Here is an 18,795-nt window from a genome sequence, read left to right on the forward strand (position 1 = left end):
AAGGATCCGCCATGAGCACTCGCCGCTATGTCGTGATGATCGACCAGCCCAGGGACGTTGCCGACGAGCAGATGGCAGAGTACATCAAGCATGCCATCGCCGGCTGGGGTGCCGGATTGCCCCCGCCTCCGGCGGACAGCCCGTTCTTCGACCTGGATGTGTTGTCGGTAACCGTGATCAGCAAGCCGCACAAGGACCATCCATGAAGGATGTGCCCGGTTCAGGGAGCTACCCCGGCCGTTACTGGCATTTCCTGGATGACGGCCGCATGCAATGCGACCTGTGCCCGCGCAACTGCCGCCTGCACGGCGAGCAGCGCGGCGCTTGCTTCGTGCGCCAGCGGGTCGGCGATCGGATGGTGCTGACCGCCTACGGCCGCTCGTCGGGCTTCTGTATCGATCCTGTAGAGAAGAAGCCGCTCAACCACTTTTACCCGGGCTCCGCCGTCCTGTCGTTCGGCACGGCCGGCTGCAACCTGGCCTGCAAGTTCTGCCAGAACTGGGATATCAGTAAATCGCGCGAGATGGAGACCCTGGCCGATGCGGCCATGCCCGAAGCGATCGCCGCATCGGCGGCGGCGCATGGTTGCAAGAGCGTGGCCTTCACCTACAACGACCCGGTGATCTTCGCCGAATACGCCATGGACGTAGCCGATGCCTGCCACGAACTGGGGATCAAGGCGGTGGCAGTGACCGCCGGGTATATGGGCGCCCAGGCGCGGCGTGATTTCTACGCCAGGATGGATGCGGCAAACGTCGACCTGAAAGGCTTTACCGACGCGTTCTATGTTGCCTTCACCGGGGCGCACCTGCAGCCGGTACTGGAGACGCTCCAGTACCTGAAACACGAAACCGATGTCTGGCTGGAGATCACGACGCTGCTCATTCCCGGCAAGAACGACAGCGATGACGAGATTCGCGCCGAGGCCCAGTGGATCGCCAGGGAGCTTGGCCCCGACGTGCCGCTGCACTTCACCGGATTCCATCCGGACTACAAGATGCGCGACGTGCCGCCGACACCATGCTCCACCCTTGCGCGCGCTCGCAAGCACGCGTTGGCGGAGGGGCTGCATTACGTCTACACCGGCAACGTCCACGATACTGCCGGTGCCACCACGTATTGCCCTGTTTGCCGCGCGCAGCTCATTGTGCGCGACTGGCATGCGATCGAAAGCTATCGCCTGACGCCCACGGGAACTTGCCCGGACTGCTTTGCGCAGATTGCAGGACGTTTCGGGAATTTTGAGCGTCAGTTCGGGCGGCGGCGGATTCCTGTGTACATCGGGGAATAAGCCGGCATGCAGGCGCAGTGCCCACAGCCGCTGGTCGCTGGGACCAACCTGGTGGAAGGGGGAAGCGCAAAAAAAAGCCCGACCTGTAGAGGTCGGGTTTAACGATACCTTTGGACAAGGAGACCGCGGTACCGAGGAGACATCGGCAGACAAGGCAGCGCCGGTGCAACTCAGTCAGGGCACTACCTTCATCGTTGGCAAAGCACACCGCAAACGCCAGGCGTCGATATGCTTTGCCAACGGACCGGCCGTAGCCGGTCCATCTTCAACGCAGACTGCTATCAGGCAGCCGTCGTCTTCTTCGCCGTGGCCGTACGGGCCGTGGCGCTGGCTTGCTGGGCAGCCTTGGTGGCAGCCGTTGCCGCAGCCTGGAAGTTGGTTTCAGCGATTTCGACCGCTTGCTTGGTCGCCTTCTGCACCGACTCGTAGGCGTTGTTGGCAGCGGAGATCGCCGACTTCACGATGGCCACGGTCGATTCCGAACCGGCCGGGGCGTTCTTGGCGAGGTTCTCGACCAGGGCTTGCACGTTCTTCGAGCCTTCGGCCAGTTGGGCCTCGGCTACCTTGGTGAACTCGCTCTGGGTTTCCGAAGCGATTTCATACAGGTGGCGCGTGTAGGCCAGGGTCTTTTCGGCAACCGGCTGCACGGCTGCGGCCTGGATGGCCAGCAGTTCCTGCGCGTCCTTGGCCGACAGTGCCTTCTTGGCGTTGTCGACGCTTTCTGCGAACGAGGTCTTGACGACCTGCAGGTTCAGCTCGACGAGCTTTTCGACGCCTTCAAACGCCTTGGTGGTCAGGCCGAACAGCGTTTCGAGGTTGGCCTTTTGCGCTGCTGCAACTTGTTCCGGGGTGAGGATCATTGCTGGTCTCCAGTGGTGAACTTCAAGGTCTAGCAAATTAAGCCGCCTAGATGTCAGGGCCGTGACGGTGTTGTGCCGGATTCGGCCAGCCCAGGCGTGTGGGTGGGTCAAGGCGCATTTCTTGTTTGGTGCGCCGCAACAATTCCTATTGTAGAGACGCCGGATTCAATGTCAAGTGGATTTTGTGCGATGCACAAAAGAGCGTTGCAGACGATGTACGGATGTGGCGGCTGCGCTATCCCGGCACGCTCCGGCGATGGCCGGGCAGGGGTGCTACCATCCCGGATTGCCCGCGCCCGCACGGCTGGCCGCCGCCGGGAATCCAACAAGACATGAACCGAACCGCCCAGGCCACTTCCATGCTCGCTTTCTACGCCGACCACTTTGTGCTGCCACTGCCACCCGGGCACCGTTTCCCGATGCGCAAGTACAGCATGCTGCGCGATGCCGTCGCGGCGCAGGTGCCGGGGTTGCGCCTGGTGGAGGCGCCGCGCGCGGGCGACGACGCCTTGTTGCTGGCGCACACGCCCGGGTACGTGCAGGCCGCGTCAACCGGCACGCTCGACGCGGCGCGCCAGCGCGAAATCGGCTTCCCGTGGTCCGAGGCCATGGTGGAACGCTCGCGGCGCTCCGCCGGCGCCACCATCGAGGCCTGCCGGACGGCGCTGCGCGAAGGCGTTGCCGTGAACCTGGCGGGCGGCACCCACCATGCGTATGCCGACAAGGGCGGCGGCTTCTGCGTGTTCAACGATGCCGCCATTGCGGCCCGCGTGCTGCAGCGCGATGGTGCCGTGCGCCGCGTGGCCGTGGTCGACCTGGACGTGCACCAGGGCAACGGCACCGCGTCGATCCTGCAAGGCGATCCCTCCGTGTTCACGCTGTCGCTGCATGGCGAGAAGAACTATCCGTTCCGCAAAGAAGCCAGCAACCTGGACGTCGGCCTGCCAGACGGCTGCGACGACGACACCTATGCGCAGGCGCTGCAGGCGGCGCTGGACACGCTGTTCAGTCGCTTCGATCCTGAACTGCTCATCTACCTGGCCGGTGCCGATCCGCATGAGGGCGATCGCCTCGGGCGGCTCAGGCTGACCCTGGCGGGCCTGGCACGGCGCGACCGGCTGGTGTTCGATGCCGCGCATGCACGCCAGTTGCCGGTGGCAGTGGCGATGGCGGGCGGCTACGGCAACCAGATCGAGGATACGGTTGCGGTCCACGCGCAGACTGTGAGCCTAGCCGCGCAATATCACGCGCGCCATGCACAGGTGGCGCTGGCCTCATGAGTGGCGTGATGGAGCAAGGCGGCGCAGCGGCAAGCGCCCGCGCCACCCTGTGGGTGGCGTCGATGCCGTGGCTGTTCGTGCTGATCTGGAGCACCGGCTTTATCGTCGCCAAATACGGCATGCCGTATGCGGAGCCGATGACCTTCCTGTTCCTGCGCTTTGCCGGCGTGGTGGTGCTGATGGTGCCATTCGTGCTGCTGGCGCGCGTGCCGCTGCCGCGCCTGCCAGGCAAGGCGGAAACGGACTGGCGCGCCGTCGGCCATATCGCCGTCGCCGGGCTGCTGCTGCAGACGGGCTACCTGGGCGGCGTCTGGGCGGCGATCAAGCTTGGCATGCCCGCCGGCGTATCGGCGCTGATCGTCGGCATGCAGCCGATCCTGACCGCGCTGATCGCCACGCGCATGGGTGAGCGCATCGGCGCGCGCCAGTGGCTGGGGTTGCTGCTGGGCATTGCCGGCGTGGCACTGGTGGTGGCCAACAAACTGGGTGCCAGCGGGCTCACGCCGGCAAGCCTGGCACTGGCGGGTGGCGCCTTGCTCAGCATCACGGTCGGCACGGTCTACCAGAAGCACTACTGCCCGGTGTTCGACCTGCGCATGGGCTCGGTGATCCAGTTCGCCGCGGCGGCACTTGCGTGCGTGCCGTTCATGTTCCTGTTCGAGACCCGCGCGGTGCAGTGGAGTGCCGCGATGTTCGGTGCCATGGCGTGGTCGGTGGTGGCGCTGTCGATCGGCGCGATCTCGCTGCTGTTCCTGCTGATCCGGCAGGGCGCGGCCACCAAGGTGTCGAGCCTGATGTACCTGACGCCGCCCACTACCGCAGTGATGGCCTGGCTGCTCTTCGGCGAGCGCTTTCCGCCGCTGGCCGCTGCCGGCATGGTGCTCGCGGCGCTGGGTGTCGCACTTGTCATCCGCCGCTAGCCGCGGCGCGTTCGAGTCGCGTACGCGGCTACTTCAGAGTATTCCTATTCCATCCTGTTCCGTCCACGTCTCATGAAACCGCAAGCCGAGTCGCGCAGTGCCTATCTGTACTTCCAGCCGATCACCACGCGTTGGATGGATAACGATGTCTATGGCCACGTTAACAACGTTGTCTACTACAGTTATTTTGATACCGTGGTGAATACCTACCTGATCCGGCAGGGCGTGCTCGATGTCACATCGGGCGACACGATCGGGCTGGTGATCGAGACGCAGTGCAACTACTTCTCGTCGCTCAGCTTCCCCGAGACCGTCGTGGCCGGCCTGCGCGTGGCAAGGCTGGGCACGTCGAGCGTGCGCTATGAGGTCGGGCTGTTCAGCGGCGACAACGAGATCGCCGCCGCGCAGGGGCATTTCATCCACGTCTATGTCGATCGCGCCACGCGCCGGCCGGTGCCGTTGCCCGAGCCGCTGCGCGAGGCGCTGCTGCCGTTGGTGATGACCGACGCGGTGGCGGGCGAGCAAGGGTGGGAACGGGGCAACAGGAGATGAACAAGATGTCCCACGAGGTGCAATTCGGTTCGCAGGATGCCGTGGACTGCGTGGATCGCGCGATCCTGACGCGGCGTTCGGTGCGGGCCTTTCTCGATACGCAGGTGCCGCGCCGGACCGTCGAAGAAATCCTGGCTGTGGCCAGCCGTGCGCCGTCGGGCACCAATACGCAGCCGTGGCGCGTCTATGTGCTGTCCGGCGAGGCCAAGGCCAAGCTGTGCGCCGATGTGCTGGGCGCCTACGAAGACCCCGAGCGCGACAGCAAGTACCTGGAGGAGTATCCGTACTACCCGCGCGAGTGGGCCGATCCCTACTTGTCGCGGCGGCGCAAGGTGGGCTGGGACCTGTACGGGCTGCTTGAGATCAGCCGTGAAGACAAGGCGCGCATGCATGAACAGCATGCGCGCAACTTCCGTTTCTTCGATGCGCCGGTGGGGATGATCTTCACCATCGACCGCATCATGGAGCAGGGCAGCTGGCTGGACTACGGCATGTTCCTGCAAAGCATCATGGTCGCCGCCCGGGCGCGGGGGCTCGATACCTGCCCGCAGGCGGCGTTCACGCAATTCCACAAGATCATCGGCAGTCACCTGCGGCTGCCGCCGGAGGAAATGGTGGTGTGCGGCATGTCACTGGGTTTTGCCGACCCGGAAGCGATCGAGAACCAACTGACCACGGAACGTGAACCGGTCAGCGAGTTCGCGCGTTTCCTCTCATAGTAAAGCTTGTATCAATGTGTAACGATGAATGCCGATATACAAGGTGACTTCCCTGTGTTGGCTGGAGTGTTTCCAGGAGGCAGCAAGGTGAACCCGGGTACGCCCGGGGCAAGCCAGAGGCGGTTCGCATGCAAACGTGACCTTTTGGTTGCTTTTTCCACAATGTGGAAATGTTTGCAAATCGAACTTTAAGGAGCGTCTGTAAGTCTTTAATCTTGCTAACAATTTCTTTCTTTCCTACACTAGCGCCATTCCTATGCGCTGAACGAATCATGTTCCGGTCTGATTCCATTTTTTCCAGATTCTTCGGCTCCGCACCCCTGTCCGCTGTTGCTGCCGCGGTCCTGGTGTCGGTGTCGATGGTCGCGGCACCCGTGGCCCTAGCGGCCACCACGTCTGCAACCACCCAAAAAACGTCCAAGAAGCAGGCAAAATCGGCTAACGCCGAGAAAAAGAGTGCTTCGAAGACTGTCGCCAAGAGTTCGCGTGGCGGCAAGGTCGCCAAGAGCGAAGCAAGCAGCACGCGCAAGGTGGTGGTGCTGAGGAACGGCAAGCGCCATACCGTTGTGGCCCAGCGCGCGGCACCCGTGCGCGCCGTCTTCACCCCGGCCAAGCCGTCGCTGGGCGAAGCCATGGGCTTGCGCGACACCGATGACGCGCTGGCACTGCGTTCCAGCGTGGCGCTGGTGATGGACCAGAACTCAAACGAGGTGCTGTTCCAGAAGAACGCCAGCGCGGTGCTGCCGATTGCCTCGATCACCAAGCTGATGACCGCGCTGGTGGTGATGGACGCCCGCCTGCCGATGGACGAAGTCCTGACCATCTCCGAGGACGACCGCGACACCGAGAAGCACAGCAGTTCGCGCCTGCGCTTCGGTACGCAGTTGACGCGCCAGGAACTGCTGCTGCTGGCGCTGATGTCGTCCGAGAACCGCGCCGCGTCGGCACTGGGCCGCAACTATCCGGGCGGCCTGCCGGCCTTTGTGCAGGCGATGAACCGCAAGGCCCGCGAGCTGGGCATGAACGACAGCCACTTCGTCGATTCCAGCGGGCTGTCGAGCAGCAATGTGTCGAGCGCGACAGACCTGGTGCGCATGGTCAACGCAGCGTACCGCAACCCGACCATTCGCGAGTTCTCGACGCAGACCGAGCATGAGGTCAACGTGATGGGCCGCACCCAGCACTACGTCAGCACCAACCGCCTGGTGCGCGGCGGCAACTGGGAGATCGGCCTGCAGAAGACCGGCTTTATCTCCGAAGCTGGCCAGTGCCTGGTGATGCAGGCCAAGGTCCAGGGCCGCAACGTGGTGATGGTGTTCCTGGACTCGGCCGGCAAGCTGTCGCGCTTTGCCGATGCCAACCGCGTCAAGGAATGGCTGGAGCATGCGCCGTCGCCATCGTCCCCGCAGCGTGGCTTCCCGTCGTCGCCGAACCTGACGCAGGCTCCGGGCGGCGCGCACGCGATCCTGGCTTCGCAGCAGTCGCGCGGCATTTGATACGGAACGCCTGACCGGAAAAAACGCGCCGTGCTACGGCGCGTTTTTCTTTTTGGCGGCCGCGGCCGTCAGAGCAGCTTGCCGGGGTTCATGATCCCGGCCGGGTCGAACACGGCCTTGATTTCGCGCATCAGCCGCAGTTCCAGCGGGTCCTTCATGGCCAGGAAGGCATAGCGCTTGAGCTGGCCGATGCCATGCTCGGCGCTGATGCTGCCGCCGTAGCGCATCACTTCGTCCAGCACTGCGTCGGTCACCGCATCGCCTTGCGTGGCCGCCCAGTCCCTGGGCGCGCCGGCTGGGCGCGACAGGTTGTAGTGCAGGTTGCCGTCGCCGAAGTGCCCGAAGATAAAGGGCCGGATGGCGGGATCGAGCCCACGCAGCCGCGTTTCCATCGAGGTCATGAAGGCCGGGATCTGCTCGATCGGCAGCGAGATGTCGTGCTTCAGGTGCGGGCCGTCGGCGCGCTGTGCCTCGGAGATTTCCTCGCGCAGTTTCCACAGCGCCTGCAATTGTGCGAGCGAGGCAGACACGGCTGCATCGAGGCACAGCTCGCGCTCCAGCGCCTCGCCGATGACGCGTTCGAGCAGCGCGTTCAGTGCCGCTTCATCGGTGGTGTCGGCCAGTTCCACCAGCACATAGGCGGGGTAGCGCTGCGCAAACGGTTCCTGCACCCCTTCCGCGTGCGTGAGCACCAGGTCCAGGCAGTCGCCGGTAAAGAACTCGAAGGCCTGCAGGCGCGCGCCGCATTGCGCGAACAGCAGCTCGTAGAGTGCCAGCGACTGCGCCGGTGAGGCCACCGCCGCCAGCACCACGCTGCGCGTGTCGGTGCGCGGGAACAGCCGCAGCGCGGCCGCGGTGATCACGCCGAGCGTGCCTTCGGAGCCGATCAGCAACTGCTTCAGGTCATAGCCGGTATTGTCCTTGCGCAGCGTGCGCAGGCCGTGGAAGACCTCGCCGTTGGGCAGCACGGCTTCCACGCCCAGCACCAGCTCGCGCGCCATGCCATAGCGCACCACGTTCACGCCGCCGGCATTGGTCGCAAGGTTGCCGCCGATCTGGCATGAATCTTCAGCCGCCAGCGACAGCGGCAGCAACCGGTTGGCGTCTTGCGCCGCGCGGCGCAGGTTGCCGAGGATGCAGCCGGCCTCGGCAACCATGGTGTTGGCGATGGTGTCGAGCGAGCGCACCGCGTTCATGCGATCCAGGCTCAGCACCACGTTCTGCGCCTGCGCATCGGGTGTGGCGCCGCCGCACAGGCCGGTATTGCCGCCGCGCGGCACCACCGGCACCGCGGCCTGCTGGCACAGCGCCAGGGCGCGCGACACCTCGTCCACGGTACGCGGCCGCAGCACGGCCTGGGCCTGGCCGCGGTAGATGCCGCGCCAGTCGGACAGCCACGGGGCGATGTCGTCGGGGTTGGTCAGGACGGTGTCGGCGCCGAGGGCCTCGGTGAGCCGCTGGGCGAATTGGCCGGTTTGCATGATGGCGGTGTCGTTTCAGGAAAGGGAAGGGTGGCTGCTGGCGCGCGCTGTCGACGTTTCATCGGCGCGCGTGCGCAGCACAAGGCCAAGTCGGCGTGCGGCGCATTGCAGGTGCGTCACCGCGGCGGCGCGGGCTGCCGCGGCATCGCCACGGCGGATAGCATCGACGATCGCTTCATGCTCGGCATGCACGGTCTCGGCCAGGCCGGCCTGGCGCAGCGTATTGGCGCGCGCGGTGGCCACGGCCTGGTGCAGCTGCAGGTTCAGGTACTGCAGCAGCTGGCGGTAGTAGGGGTTGTGCGTGGCGGCGGCAATGCCGATATGGAAGGCGGCGTCGATATCGGCGGCCGGCTGCGGGTCATAGAGATGAGCGTGCAGCCGCTGCAGCAACCCGCTCAGTGCGGCCACGTCCTCATCGCTGCGGCGCGCGGCGGCCAGCGCCGCGGCGGCGCCTTCCAGGTCGATGCGCAGGTCGTACAGGTCCGCCAGCCCGCTGGCGTCGATATCGGGTTCGCGCGGCAGCTGGAACCCCGCCGCGCCGGTACGCGAGCGCACCGTGCAGCCAACGCCCTGGCGTGACTCGACGAGCCCCTGCGAGCGCAGGTGCTCGGTGACTTCGCGGATCACTGCGGCGCTGACGCCGTACTGCTCGGCCAGCTGCCTGCCGGTCGGCAGTCGGCTGCCGACGGGGTAGGTGCCGCTTTCGATGTCGGCGCGCAACTGGCGGGTGACCTGTTCGGTGAGGGTGACGGCACGGGTTCGCATGGTGCCGATTATAAGGTTTGCTGGTTATCTGAAAACATAGGGTAAACCATTGAATTGGGATGGCCGCGGCCCCAAAGCAAAACGCGCGGACTGCCATGATGGCAATCCGCGCGTTGGCGGTGGCTGGTGATTCGGTCTTTTCAGGCGGCAGCTTCGGTCACGTAGCCCATGCCGCGCGAGATCTGCAGCGCCGTGTCCTTCAGGTTCTGCAGCCAGCTGTCCTGCAGCCGGTCGGCCGGCGCCGACAGCGACAGCCCGGCCACCAGCCGGCGCGAATCGTCATAGATGCCGGCGGCAATGCAGCGCACGCCAAGTTCCAGCTCTTCATTGTCGCGCGCATAGCCGTTGGAGCGCACCCAGCTGAGTTCCCGCTCGAGCTTGGTCAGGTCGGTGATCGAGGTGCGCGTATGTCCGGCCAGCCCGGTGCGGGTGGCGTAGTTGCGCACGCGCGCGGCTTCGTCCGCAGCCAGGAACAGCTTGCCGACCGAGGTCAGGTGCAGCGGCGCGCGGCCGCCGATGGCGCGCACCACCTGCATGCCCGAGCGCTCGCTGTAGGCGCGCTCGATGTAGACGATCTCGTCGCCCTGGCGCACCGACAGGTTCACGGTCTGGCCGGTGACGCGGTGCAGCGCGCGCATCGGCGCCAGCGCCGCGTCGCGCACCGACAGGCGTGCCTTGACCAGGTTGCCCAGTTCCAGCAGCCGCATGCCGAGCCGGTAGCTGCCGGGATCGGAGCGGTCGACAAAGCGGCAGGCCACCATGTCGTTGAGGATGCGGTGGGCAGTTGAGGGATGCAGCCCCGTGGCCAGTGACAGCTCTTTCAGGCTGACCGGGTCGGCGTGCTGCGCGAGCGCGTCCAGCAGGGTCATCATGCGCTCGATGACCTGGATGGACGTCTTGCCGGGTGACTTGTCTGCGTCGGACATAGATGGGAAAAAGAAAAATGTTGCCTTGCGGCATTTTTAAGCGTCTGCCTGATTCTATCTCGCATTGTGAAAATTTCAATAGGTGAAATGACATTACCGTAAGAAATGCCCGGTGATGTCGCTCGCGCAAGTGATGTGCATTGCACCTGATTCACGCCCTTGCTGAACGGTTTGTGCGCCACGCGCGACGCAAACGCGCATAATTGTGGGGTTTCGGGGTCTGGAGAAGTCGACAATGCGAGTTGGTCTGTTCGCCACCTGCCTGGTGGACCTGATGCGTCCGGAAATCGGGTTTTCGGTGCTCAAGCTGCTGGAAGCCGCCGGCTACGAGGTCATGGTGCCCGAGGCGCAGACCTGCTGCGGCCAGCCGGCCTACAACTCGGGCGAGCGCGCGGTGTCGCGCGACCTGGCGGAGAAATTCCTGCGCGAGTTCGAGATGTTCGACTACATCGTGGTGCCGTCGGGCAGTTGCGGCGGCATGATCCGCCAGCATTACGGCGACCTGCTGCACAACGATCCCGAACTCAACGGTCGCTACGAGCGCCTGCGCGAACGCGTGTTCGAGCTGACGGATTTCCTGGTCAACGTGGCCAGGGTGCAGACGCTGCCGTCGTCGTTCTCGGGCCATGTCACCTATCACGATTCCTGTTCCGGCCTGCGCGAGCTGGGCGTCAAGCAGCAGCCGCGTGAGCTGCTGTCGCGCCTGCCGGGCGTGCAGCTGACAGAAATGAAGGATTGCGAAGCCTGCTGCGGTTTTGGCGGCACCTTCTCGGTCAAGTACGGCAATATCTCGACGGCGATCGTCGATGAGAAGTGCGCCAACATCAAGGCCAGCGGCGCCGATACGGTGGTGCTGGGCGACCTGGGTTGCATCCTCAATATCGAAGGCCGCCTGCGCCGCACCGGCGACAGCAGCACGCGCGTGCTGCATATCGCCCAGGTGCTGGCGGGCGACGCCTGACATCCGCTGAAATCCGGGGAATCGCCACGATGCAAGTCCACAGCATGGAATTCAAGGCGCGTGCCGGCCAGAAGCTGGCCGACCAGCGCCTGCAGCAGAACCTGAAGAAGCTTTCGACCAAGTTCGTCACGGCCCGCGCGGATGCGATCCGCGATATCGACTTCGACGCCACGCGCGAGGCCCTCAAGGAGCGCCGCAACCGCGCGCTGGAGAACCTCGACGTCTGGCTGGCCACCTTCGAAGAGAACGCGACCAGGCGCGGCGCCACGGTGCTGTTTGCCGAGACCACCGCCGATGCCGCGCGCCTGGTGGCCGAGATCGCGCAGAAGCATGACGTGAAGAAGGTCATCAAGAGCAAGTCCATGGTGACCGAGGAAATGCGGCTGAACCAGGTGCTGGGCGAGATGGGCGTGCAGAGCATCGAGACCGACCTGGGCGAATACATCCTGCAGATCAACGACTCGGAGCCGCCGTCGCACATCATTGCGCCGGTGGTGCACAAGGACAAGGACGAGATCGCCGACCTGTTCGCTAGGGTTCACCACAAGCCGCGGCTGACCGAGATCCCGGAGATGACGCGCGAGGCGCGCGAAGTGCTGCGGCCCGAGTTCCTGAGCGCCGACATGGGCGTCACCGGCGGCAACTTCATCATTGCCGAGACCGGCTCGGTGGCGGTGGTCACCAACGAGGGCAACGAAGGCATGTGCACGGTGATGCCGCGCGTGCACGTGGCCGTGACCGGCATCGAAAAGGTGCTGCCGACGCTGGAAGACCTGGCCACGGTGATGCGCCTGCTGCCGCGCTCGGCCACCGGCCAGGCCATCTCGAACTACTTCTCGCTGCTGACCGGCCCGCGCGCCGAGGGCGAGCGCGACGGCCCCGAGCACATGTACTTCGTGCTGGTCGATGGCGGCCGCACCGGGCTGATCGGCGGCGACTTCCAGGAGATGCTGCGCTGTATCCGCTGCGGCGCCTGCATGAATCATTGCCCGGTGTACCAGAAGATCGGCGGCCATGCCTATGGCTGGGTCTACCCGGGACCGATGGGCAGCGTGCTGACGCCAAGCTATGTCGGCCTCGCCAATGCGATCGACCTGCCACAGGCGGCGACCATGTGCGGCGAGTGCAACCGCGTGTGCCCGGCATCGATCCCGCTGTCGGACCTGCTGCGCAAGCTGCGCGAGAAGCAGATGGAACGCGGGCTGCGCCCATGGCAGGAGCGCTTCGCGCTGCAGGCGTGGGGCTACGTCGCCAAGCGCCCGGAGCTGTATGCCTTTGCCACCCGCATCGGCGCCTGGCTGCTGGGCCGCATGGGCGGCAGCAACAAGCTGATTGCCAGCCTGCCGATGGCCGGCAAGGGCTGGACCGAAACCCGCGACATGCCGGCCCCGTCGGGCCGCACGTTCCGCGAACTGTACAAGGAAAGGAGGGCACGTTCATGAGCGCCGCCAACAACGAAGCACTGGTGCGCATGCGTGCCGCACTGGACCAGCACCTGGCCGGATCGATGCCCGCTGGCGACCTGGTGCGCGCATGGCGCGAAGCCGGTACGGGGCTGGCGCTGCCGCCGGTCTACGGGCAGGCAATGGAAGAGCTGCTGCGCCGGCTCGAGATGTCGGCAGTGTTCGCGCAGGATAGCTGCTCGTTCTCGAGCTCGGCTGTGACAGACCAGCTGACGCGCTGGCTGGACAAGGCGGCAACAGTCTGAGGCTTCAGTACAGCACCACTAACCCTTCATCATCCCCGTCAGCGTATCCACGAATTCCAGCGATAGCCGCGACAGCGGTTCAGTCTGCACATGGAAGATCTGCACCGAGGCATTGACCTTGGTGCGTACCGGCACCGCGACGATATTGGGCCAGCTCTGGCCGAACACGGTCATGGCATCGACCAGCGCGATGCCGGCGCCGGCCTGCGCCAGCGCGCGCGCCACGTGCGCCTGCTCCACCTGCACGCGCATATCGGGTTGGTTGCCCTCGCTGCCGAACATCTCATGGACCAGCAATCCGAACGGCACGTCCGGTCCGTAGCCGATCAGGTCCTCCCCGACCAGCTCGGCCGGGCGCACCCAACTCCGCGTGGCCAGCCGGTGATCCACCGGCACCAGCGCCACGATCGCGTTCTTTACCAGCAGGCGCGCCTCCAGGTTGGGGTGCACCAGCGGCATGTTCGACACGGCCAGGTCCACCTGTCCCGACAGTAACGCGCGCAGCATATTGCCGGGGATCTGCGTACGCACCACCACCCGCACCGCCGGGTGCGCAGCGCGAAAGCTCGCGATGGCGCGCGGCAGCACGGTCTGGCCCAGGTTGGGGCTGCATGTGAGGCGCAGGCTGCCGGTGCGGTTGGCCGCGAGGTCCTCGGCGATCTCGTTGACGCGCTCGATCCCTTCATAGACCGCATTCACTTCGCCCAGCAGGCGCCGCGCTTCCGGCGTAGGGTAGAGCCGCCCCTTGGTGCGGCGGAACAATTCCAGGCCGAGGCGTTGCTCGGTGTGCGACATCAACCGGCTGATGGCCGGCTGCGACACGTACAGCAGCTTGGACGCACCGCTGATCGAGCCGGTCAGCATCACCGCGCGGAACACCTCGATCTGGCGCAGGTTCATTTTCATGACATTAACCTGATGTTAAGGCTGGCGGACATATAAGCATATGACAGTCAATGGCGCCATACCTACACTGAACTCCATCGACACACGCCGCGCGCCGCAGGGCACGCACCAGCGATGTGCAGGGTTTTCCATCCCGGAGGCAGGAGACTGTATGAGCGACATCCATCTCACCTACATCAACGGCAAGGACATCGCGCGCCTGGAAATGACCGACGCCGAGATCCTCGACGCGGTCGAGCAGGCGCTCGTGGCGCAGGGCAACGGCCAGACCGTGATCGAGCCACGCGTGCACCTGATTCCCGACCCCGCCTTCAACGGCCACTTCAACGTGTTGCGCGGCTATGTGGCGCCGCTGGGGCTGGCAGGCGTCAAGATCGTCGGCGACTTCGTCGACAACTACAAGCTCGGGCTGCCATCGGAAATGGCGATGCTCAACCTGTTCGATCCGCGCACCGGCATGCCGGTGGCGATGATCGATGCCACCTTCATTACCGATGCCCGCACCGGCGCGCTAACCGCGCTCGGCGCCAAGCATCTGGCGCGCCGCAACAGCAAGGTGCTGGGCCATATCGGCGCGCGCGGCACCTCCTACTGGAATGTGCGCCTGCTCGACAGCCTGTTCGACTTCGACGAGATCCGCGTGCACTCGCGCCGCCCCGAAAGCCGCAATGCCTTCGCCGCGAGGCTGGAGCGTGATCTCGGCAAGAAGATCGTCGTCACCGAAGACTGGGAGTCGTGCGTGCGCGGCGCCGATATCGTGATCGAGGCCTCGCGCCTGGAGCGGCCGACGCCGATGCTGAAGACCGAGTGGATCAAGCCCGGCGCCTTTATCGTGCCGTACGGCACCATGAGCGCGGTCGAGCTGTCGCTGACCGACATCATGACCAGGATGGTGGTGGATGACTGGGGCCAGTGCAAGGGCGGCATGTTCGGCTCGCTGCGCGCGCATGTGGAAGCCGGCAAGCTGTCGGAACAGACGCTCTATGCCGAACTGGGCGAGATCGTCGCCGGGCGCAAGCCGGGCCGCCAGAGCGACGACGAGACCAACCTGTTCTGGCACCGCGGCCTGTCGCTGAGCGATATCGCGCTGGGCCACGCTATCCTGAAAAAGGCCGAGAGCCGCGGCCTGGGCCAGAGGTTGCTCTACGCATGATCGCCAACGCCCGCATGTACTCGGTCAGCGCGCCGGTGGAGCAGGCGTGGCGCGCGCTGTTGGCGCACGTGGCCGACCGCGCCGGCGTGGACCTGCCATATGTCGAACATCCCGCGCCGGCCCCGGTCAACGCGTTGTGGGCGCGGCTGGACTGCGGCTGCGTATTCATGTGCGGCTATCCCTATGCCAGCGCGCCGGCAACGCCGCAATTGCTGGCCGCGCCGGTGCCGGCGCTGGCGCGCTACGGCGGGCGCCCGGTCTACTTCAGCGAATTCATCGTGCGTGCTGACGCGCCGGTGCAGGCGCTGGCGCAGACCTTCGGCGCTCGGCTGGCATGCATGCTGCCTGAGTCCAACTCGGGCTACAACGCGCCGCGCCATCACCTGATGCGGCTGGCGCCGGCCGGCACCCGTGCGCTGTACCGGCCTGCCGCCGCACCCACGCCGACCCCGCGCCAAGTCATCGACGCGGTCATCGGCGGGGATGCCGAGGTGGGAGTGGTCGACAGCTATGTGCTGGACCTGCTGCGCCGCTTCGAACCCGGGCTCGCGGGGCAGCTGAAAACGCTGGAGGTGACCCCGGCCGCGCCGATCCCGCCGCTGGTCGCCTCCGCGCAGGCCGACCCGCACGAGTGCGCGTATGTGCGTGCCGCGCTGCTGACGCTGCATGAGGGTGCAACGGGGAGCGCGTTGCTGTCCATGCTGGGGCTGGCGCGCTTTGCGCCGGTGCAACCGGCCGACTATGCCGTTCTGCCTGAACTCGCACGCGAAGCGGACCAGGCGGGGTTTGCGCTGACCGATGCCGGACCGGGCACGGCCAAGCACGATAACTAGACTGCCGGCGCGGTGGGGGAGCCAAGCCTGATCACTGCCAAATAGGGGAAACCGTCATGAAGACCGCTGTGAAACCTGATGTGGAAGCTGCCGTGAAGCCCGCCGTAAATCCTGTCCTTCGACGCATGGCCATGCGCTGCGTGCTTGCCTGCATCGCGGCCTGCGCCCCGTGGCTCGCTGCCGCACCCGCGCTGGCCCAGCCGCCTGGGTATCCCGCCAAGCCGGTGCGCATCGTGGTGCCGTTCGCCGCCGGCGGGCCCGCCGATGTGCTCGGCCGCGCGGTCGGCGAAGGCATCGCCAAGGCCACCGGCCAGAGCGTGCTGGTGGAGAACAAGGCCGGCGCCGCCGGCACCATCGGCGTCGACATGGTGGCCAAGGCCGCGCCCGACGGCTATACGCTGGCGCTGGTGCCGGTCGGCAATATCGCGGTTAACCCCACGCTGATGCCGAACCTGCCGTACAAGCCGGCCGACCTGGCGCCGGTGGCGATGCTGGCCACCGCCGAGAACGTGCTGGTGGTCAATGCGGCCACGCCAGTCAAATCGCTGGCGGAACTGCTCAAGCTGGCCGGGCAGAAGCCGGGTGAGCTGAGCTTTGCTTCGCCCGGCGCCGGCAGCCAGGCGCACTTGGCCGGCGAACTGCTGCAGCTGGATGCCCATGTCAAGCTGAACCACGTGCCGTACAAGGGCATCAGCCCGGCCATGACCGATGTGGTCGGCGGCCAGGTGACGATGATGTTCGCGCAGATGTCGGCGGCGCTGCCCTATATCAAGGCCGGCAAGCTGCGCCCGCTGGGTGTGGCCAGCGCCAAGCGCTCGGCGGTGCTGCCCGATGTACCGACCATCGCCGAACAGGGCTTCCCGAAGTTCGAGGCGTTGTCGTGGTATGCGCTGATGGCCCCGGCCGGTACGCCCGCGGAGATCGTGCGCAAGCTCAGTCAGCATGTTGATGCAGTGCTGGCTGATGCGACGCTGAAGGAAAAGCTGGCCACGCTGGGGATGGAAGCGGCCGGCGGCACGCCGCAGCAGCTTGCCACCACCATCCAGAAGGAAAGTACGCGCTGGGCCGGCGTGATTCGGCAGCGGCATATCACTATCGACTGACGCGTCGCGCACTGGCATGAAAAAGGGGAGCCGCCTGGCTCCCCCTCTTCATTGCACGCTGTCTTCAACCCAGCAAGAGCGCATCATCATCCAGCTGCTCGTGCCGCGTCTGCTCAAACATCTTCAGCAGGTCCGGCACATCCAGGCCCTTGCGCTTGTCGCCCGACACGTCCAGCACCACCTGCCCCTGGTGCAGCATCACCGTGCGCTGCCCATAGTCCAGCGCCTGGCGCATGCTGTGCGTCACCATCATCGTGGTCAGCTTGCTTTCCTCGACGATGCGCGCGGTCAGTTCCAGCACGAAGGCCGCGGTCTTCGGATCCAGTGCGGCCGTGTGCTCGTCCAGCAGCAGAATGCGCGACGGCTGCAGCGACGCCATCAGCAGGCTCACCGCCTGGCGCTGGCCACCGGAGAGCAGGCCGATGCGGTCGGTCAGGCGGTTTTCCAGGCCCAGGTTGAGCAGGCGCAGCTTCTCGCGGAACAGCTCGCGCGAGACGCGGTTTAGTGCCGGGCGGAAGCCGCGGCGGCTGCCGCGGGCCATGGCCAGGGCCATGTTTTCCTCGATGGTCAGCGCCTCGCAGGTGCCGGCCATCGGGTCCTGGAACACGCGGGCCACCAGTTGGGCGCGGTCCCATGCGGGCTGGCGCGTGACGTCGGTGTCATCGATGGCAATGCGGCCCGAGTCGACCATCTGGTCGCCGCTGATCGCGTTCAGGAAGGTCGACTTGCCGGCGCCGTTGGAGCCGATCACGGCCACGAACTGGCCGCTCGGGATCTCCAGGCTGAGGCCGCGCAGGGCGCGGGTCTCGATCGGGGTGCCCGGGTTGAAGGTGAGCTTCAGGTCTTGTGCGCGCAGCATCTCAGGCACCTCCGTTCTTGCGGGCGAACAGCTTCTTGCGGGTCGCCGGCAGCACCAGCGCGATCGTCACCAGCGCGGCGGTGACCAGGTTCAGGTCCTGCGCCTTGAGGCCGATGAAGTCGCTGTTCAGCGCCAGCGCGATGAAGAAGCGGTACAGGATGGCGCCCAGCACTACGGCCAGCGTGGTCCAGATCAGGCGGCGTGCCGGCAGGATGGTTTCGCCGATGATCACCGCGGCCAGGCCGATCACGATGGTGCCGATGCCCATGGAGATATCGGAGCCGCCCTGCGTCTGCGCGAACAGCGCGCCGGCCAGTGCCACCAGCGCATTGGACAGCGCCATGCCGGCCAGCGTGGCGCGGCCGGTGGGGATGCCCTGCGAGCGGGCCATGCGCGGGTTGGCGCCGGTGGCGCGCATCGCCAGGCCCAGCTGCGAGCTGAAGAACCAGTCCAGGCCGACCTTGGCCACCACCACCACCACGAGCAGCACCAGCGGGCGCAGCACGTAGTCAGGCAGCCATTCGGGCTGCAGGATGGTGAACAGCGTGGGCTCGGTGATCAGCGGCACATTGGGGCGGCCCATGATGCGCAGGTTGACCGAGTACAGCGCGATCATCATCAGGATACTGGCGAGCAGATCCATGATCTTCAGGCGCACATTGAGCCAGCCGGTGATGAAGCCTGCCAGCGCGCCGGCCGCGATCGCCACGGCAGTGGCCACGAACGGGTCCTGGCCGGCGGCGATCAGCGTCGCGGCGACGGCGCCGCCGAGCGGAAAGCTGCCATCAACGGTCAGGTCGGGGAAGTTGAGGATGCGGAAGGAGATCAGCACCCCGAGCGCCACCAGGCTGAAGATCAGGCCGATCTCCAGGGCGCCCAGAAGGGAAAAGAGGGACATGGGGGAATCCTGTTGCAGGGGCTGGCGGCTGCCTTGGCGCCGCCTTCGGGGCGGGTGGGCCGGCACGCCCGTGTGGGGCTGCCG

20 protein-coding genes are annotated in these 18,795 nt (G+C 65.9%); 13 read left to right on the forward strand and 7 right to left on the reverse strand.

Annotated elements, in window-relative coordinates:
- Positions 1–11 precede the first annotated feature (11 nt).
- Positions 12–206, forward strand: a complete 195-nt coding sequence (locus tag AC1Q7H_RS27105; RefSeq protein ID WP_013956395.1) for a hypothetical protein — start codon at positions 12–14, stop codon at positions 204–206.
- On the forward strand, positions 203–1,291 hold the full coding sequence (gene amrS / locus AC1Q7H_RS27110) for an AmmeMemoRadiSam system radical SAM enzyme (RefSeq protein ID WP_153956152.1): 1,089 nt from the start codon (positions 203–205) through the stop codon (positions 1,289–1,291). The genes AC1Q7H_RS27105 and amrS overlap by 4 nt, the downstream gene beginning before the upstream one ends.
- Before the next feature lie 281 nt (positions 1,292–1,572).
- On the opposite strand, the gene phaP1 is transcribed toward amrS, so the two are convergent.
- Entirely contained in the window at positions 1,573–2,151 is a 579-nt protein-coding gene (gene phaP1, locus AC1Q7H_RS27115) for a TIGR01841 family phasin PhaP1 (RefSeq protein WP_013956397.1), read from the reverse strand.
- A gap of 359 nt (positions 2,152–2,510) precedes the next feature.
- On the opposite strand from phaP1, the gene AC1Q7H_RS27120 reads away from it, so the two are divergent.
- The 5 genes from AC1Q7H_RS27120 to pbpG all read left to right on the forward strand — a co-directional run bounded on the left by AC1Q7H_RS27120 (position 2,511) and on the right by pbpG (position 7,118).
- Positions 2,511–3,431: a histone deacetylase family protein gene (locus AC1Q7H_RS27120; RefSeq protein ID WP_041228360.1), complete on the forward strand. Its 921-nt coding sequence runs from the start codon at positions 2,511–2,513 to the stop codon at positions 3,429–3,431.
- Positions 3,428–4,351 (forward strand): DMT family transporter, encoded by a 924-nt coding sequence (locus tag AC1Q7H_RS27125; protein ID WP_013956399.1) that lies wholly within the window; start codon positions 3,428–3,430, stop codon positions 4,349–4,351. The genes AC1Q7H_RS27120 and AC1Q7H_RS27125 overlap by 4 nt, the downstream gene beginning before the upstream one ends.
- A 72-nt stretch (positions 4,352–4,423) precedes the next feature.
- Positions 4,424–4,903, forward strand: a complete 480-nt coding sequence (locus AC1Q7H_RS27130; RefSeq protein WP_492381915.1) for an acyl-CoA thioesterase — start codon at positions 4,424–4,426, stop codon at positions 4,901–4,903.
- Positions 4,900–5,622 (forward strand): nitroreductase, encoded by a 723-nt coding sequence (locus AC1Q7H_RS27135; RefSeq protein ID WP_153956154.1) that lies wholly within the window; start codon positions 4,900–4,902, stop codon positions 5,620–5,622. The genes AC1Q7H_RS27130 and AC1Q7H_RS27135 overlap by 4 nt, the downstream gene beginning before the upstream one ends.
- A gap of 272 nt (positions 5,623–5,894) precedes the next feature.
- Entirely contained in the window at positions 5,895–7,118 is a 1,224-nt protein-coding gene (gene pbpG / locus AC1Q7H_RS27140; protein WP_211980969.1) for a D-alanyl-D-alanine endopeptidase, read from the forward strand.
- A 68-nt stretch (positions 7,119–7,186) separates the two neighbouring features.
- Here the strand turns inward: pbpG and AC1Q7H_RS27145 are convergent, their stop codons facing one another.
- From AC1Q7H_RS27145 to AC1Q7H_RS27155, 3 genes are all read right to left on the reverse strand, one after another.
- Entirely contained in the window at positions 7,187–8,599 is a 1,413-nt protein-coding gene (locus AC1Q7H_RS27145; RefSeq protein WP_211980970.1) for an FAD-binding oxidoreductase, read from the reverse strand.
- A 15-nt stretch (positions 8,600–8,614) separates the two neighbouring features.
- Positions 8,615–9,364 (reverse strand): FadR/GntR family transcriptional regulator, encoded by a 750-nt coding sequence (locus AC1Q7H_RS27150; RefSeq protein WP_153956157.1) that lies wholly within the window; start codon positions 9,362–9,364, stop codon positions 8,615–8,617.
- Between the two features lie 140 nt (positions 9,365–9,504).
- Positions 9,505–10,290: an IclR family transcriptional regulator gene (locus AC1Q7H_RS27155; protein ID WP_013956405.1), complete on the reverse strand. Its 786-nt coding sequence runs from the start codon at positions 10,288–10,290 to the stop codon at positions 9,505–9,507.
- Positions 10,291–10,525: 235 nt separating this feature from the next.
- On the opposite strand from AC1Q7H_RS27155, the gene AC1Q7H_RS27160 reads away from it, so the two are divergent.
- The 3 genes from AC1Q7H_RS27160 to AC1Q7H_RS27170 are packed head-to-tail and all read left to right on the forward strand — an operon-like array spanning position 10,526 to position 12,959.
- A complete protein-coding gene (locus tag AC1Q7H_RS27160) occupies positions 10,526–11,251 on the forward strand; it encodes a (Fe-S)-binding protein (RefSeq protein ID WP_011615043.1) in 726 nt (241 codons plus the stop codon).
- A 29-nt stretch (positions 11,252–11,280) separates the two neighbouring features.
- The gene (locus AC1Q7H_RS27165; protein ID WP_153956158.1) at positions 11,281–12,693 is read left to right on the forward strand and encodes a LutB/LldF family L-lactate oxidation iron-sulfur protein; all 1,413 of its coding nucleotides are present in this window, start codon (positions 11,281–11,283) and stop codon (positions 12,691–12,693) included.
- Complete coding sequence (locus tag AC1Q7H_RS27170) at positions 12,690–12,959, forward strand: hypothetical protein (RefSeq protein ID WP_153956159.1); 270 nt, start codon at positions 12,690–12,692, stop codon at positions 12,957–12,959. The genes AC1Q7H_RS27165 and AC1Q7H_RS27170 overlap by 4 nt, the downstream gene beginning before the upstream one ends.
- A gap of 18 nt (positions 12,960–12,977) precedes the next feature.
- On the opposite strand, the gene AC1Q7H_RS27175 is transcribed toward AC1Q7H_RS27170, so the two are convergent.
- Entirely contained in the window at positions 12,978–13,865 is an 888-nt protein-coding gene (locus tag AC1Q7H_RS27175) for a LysR substrate-binding domain-containing protein (protein ID WP_013956407.1), read from the reverse strand.
- Positions 13,866–14,016: 151 nt separating this feature from the next.
- On the opposite strand from AC1Q7H_RS27175, the gene AC1Q7H_RS27180 reads away from it, so the two are divergent.
- The 3 genes from AC1Q7H_RS27180 to AC1Q7H_RS27190 are packed head-to-tail and all read left to right on the forward strand — an operon-like array spanning position 14,017 to position 16,954.
- Positions 14,017–15,018: an ornithine cyclodeaminase family protein gene (locus tag AC1Q7H_RS27180; protein ID WP_013956408.1), complete on the forward strand. Its 1,002-nt coding sequence runs from the start codon at positions 14,017–14,019 to the stop codon at positions 15,016–15,018.
- A complete protein-coding gene (locus AC1Q7H_RS27185; RefSeq protein WP_013956409.1) occupies positions 15,015–15,851 on the forward strand; it encodes a phosphate/phosphite/phosphonate ABC transporter substrate-binding protein in 837 nt (278 codons plus the stop codon). Before AC1Q7H_RS27180 ends, AC1Q7H_RS27185 begins: the two co-directional genes overlap by 4 nt.
- Positions 15,852–15,907: 56 nt before the next feature.
- Entirely contained in the window at positions 15,908–16,954 is a 1,047-nt protein-coding gene (locus tag AC1Q7H_RS27190) for a tripartite tricarboxylate transporter substrate binding protein (protein ID WP_211980971.1), read from the forward strand.
- 64 nt (positions 16,955–17,018) lie between these two features.
- On the opposite strand, the gene AC1Q7H_RS27195 is transcribed toward AC1Q7H_RS27190, so the two are convergent.
- Positions 17,019–17,813 carry an ABC transporter ATP-binding protein gene (locus AC1Q7H_RS27195; RefSeq protein WP_013956411.1) on the reverse strand — a complete coding sequence of 265 codons (795 nt, stop codon included), beginning with the start codon at positions 17,811–17,813 and terminating at the stop codon, positions 17,019–17,021.
- A 1-nt stretch (position 17,814) separates the two neighbouring features.
- Complete coding sequence (locus AC1Q7H_RS27200) at positions 17,815–18,711, reverse strand: ABC transporter permease (protein ID WP_013956412.1); 897 nt, start codon at positions 18,709–18,711, stop codon at positions 17,815–17,817.
- Between the last annotated feature and the right edge of the window lie 84 nt (positions 18,712–18,795).

The sequence above is a fragment of the Cupriavidus sp. GW823-FHT06D04 genome, from assembly GCF_058795055.1.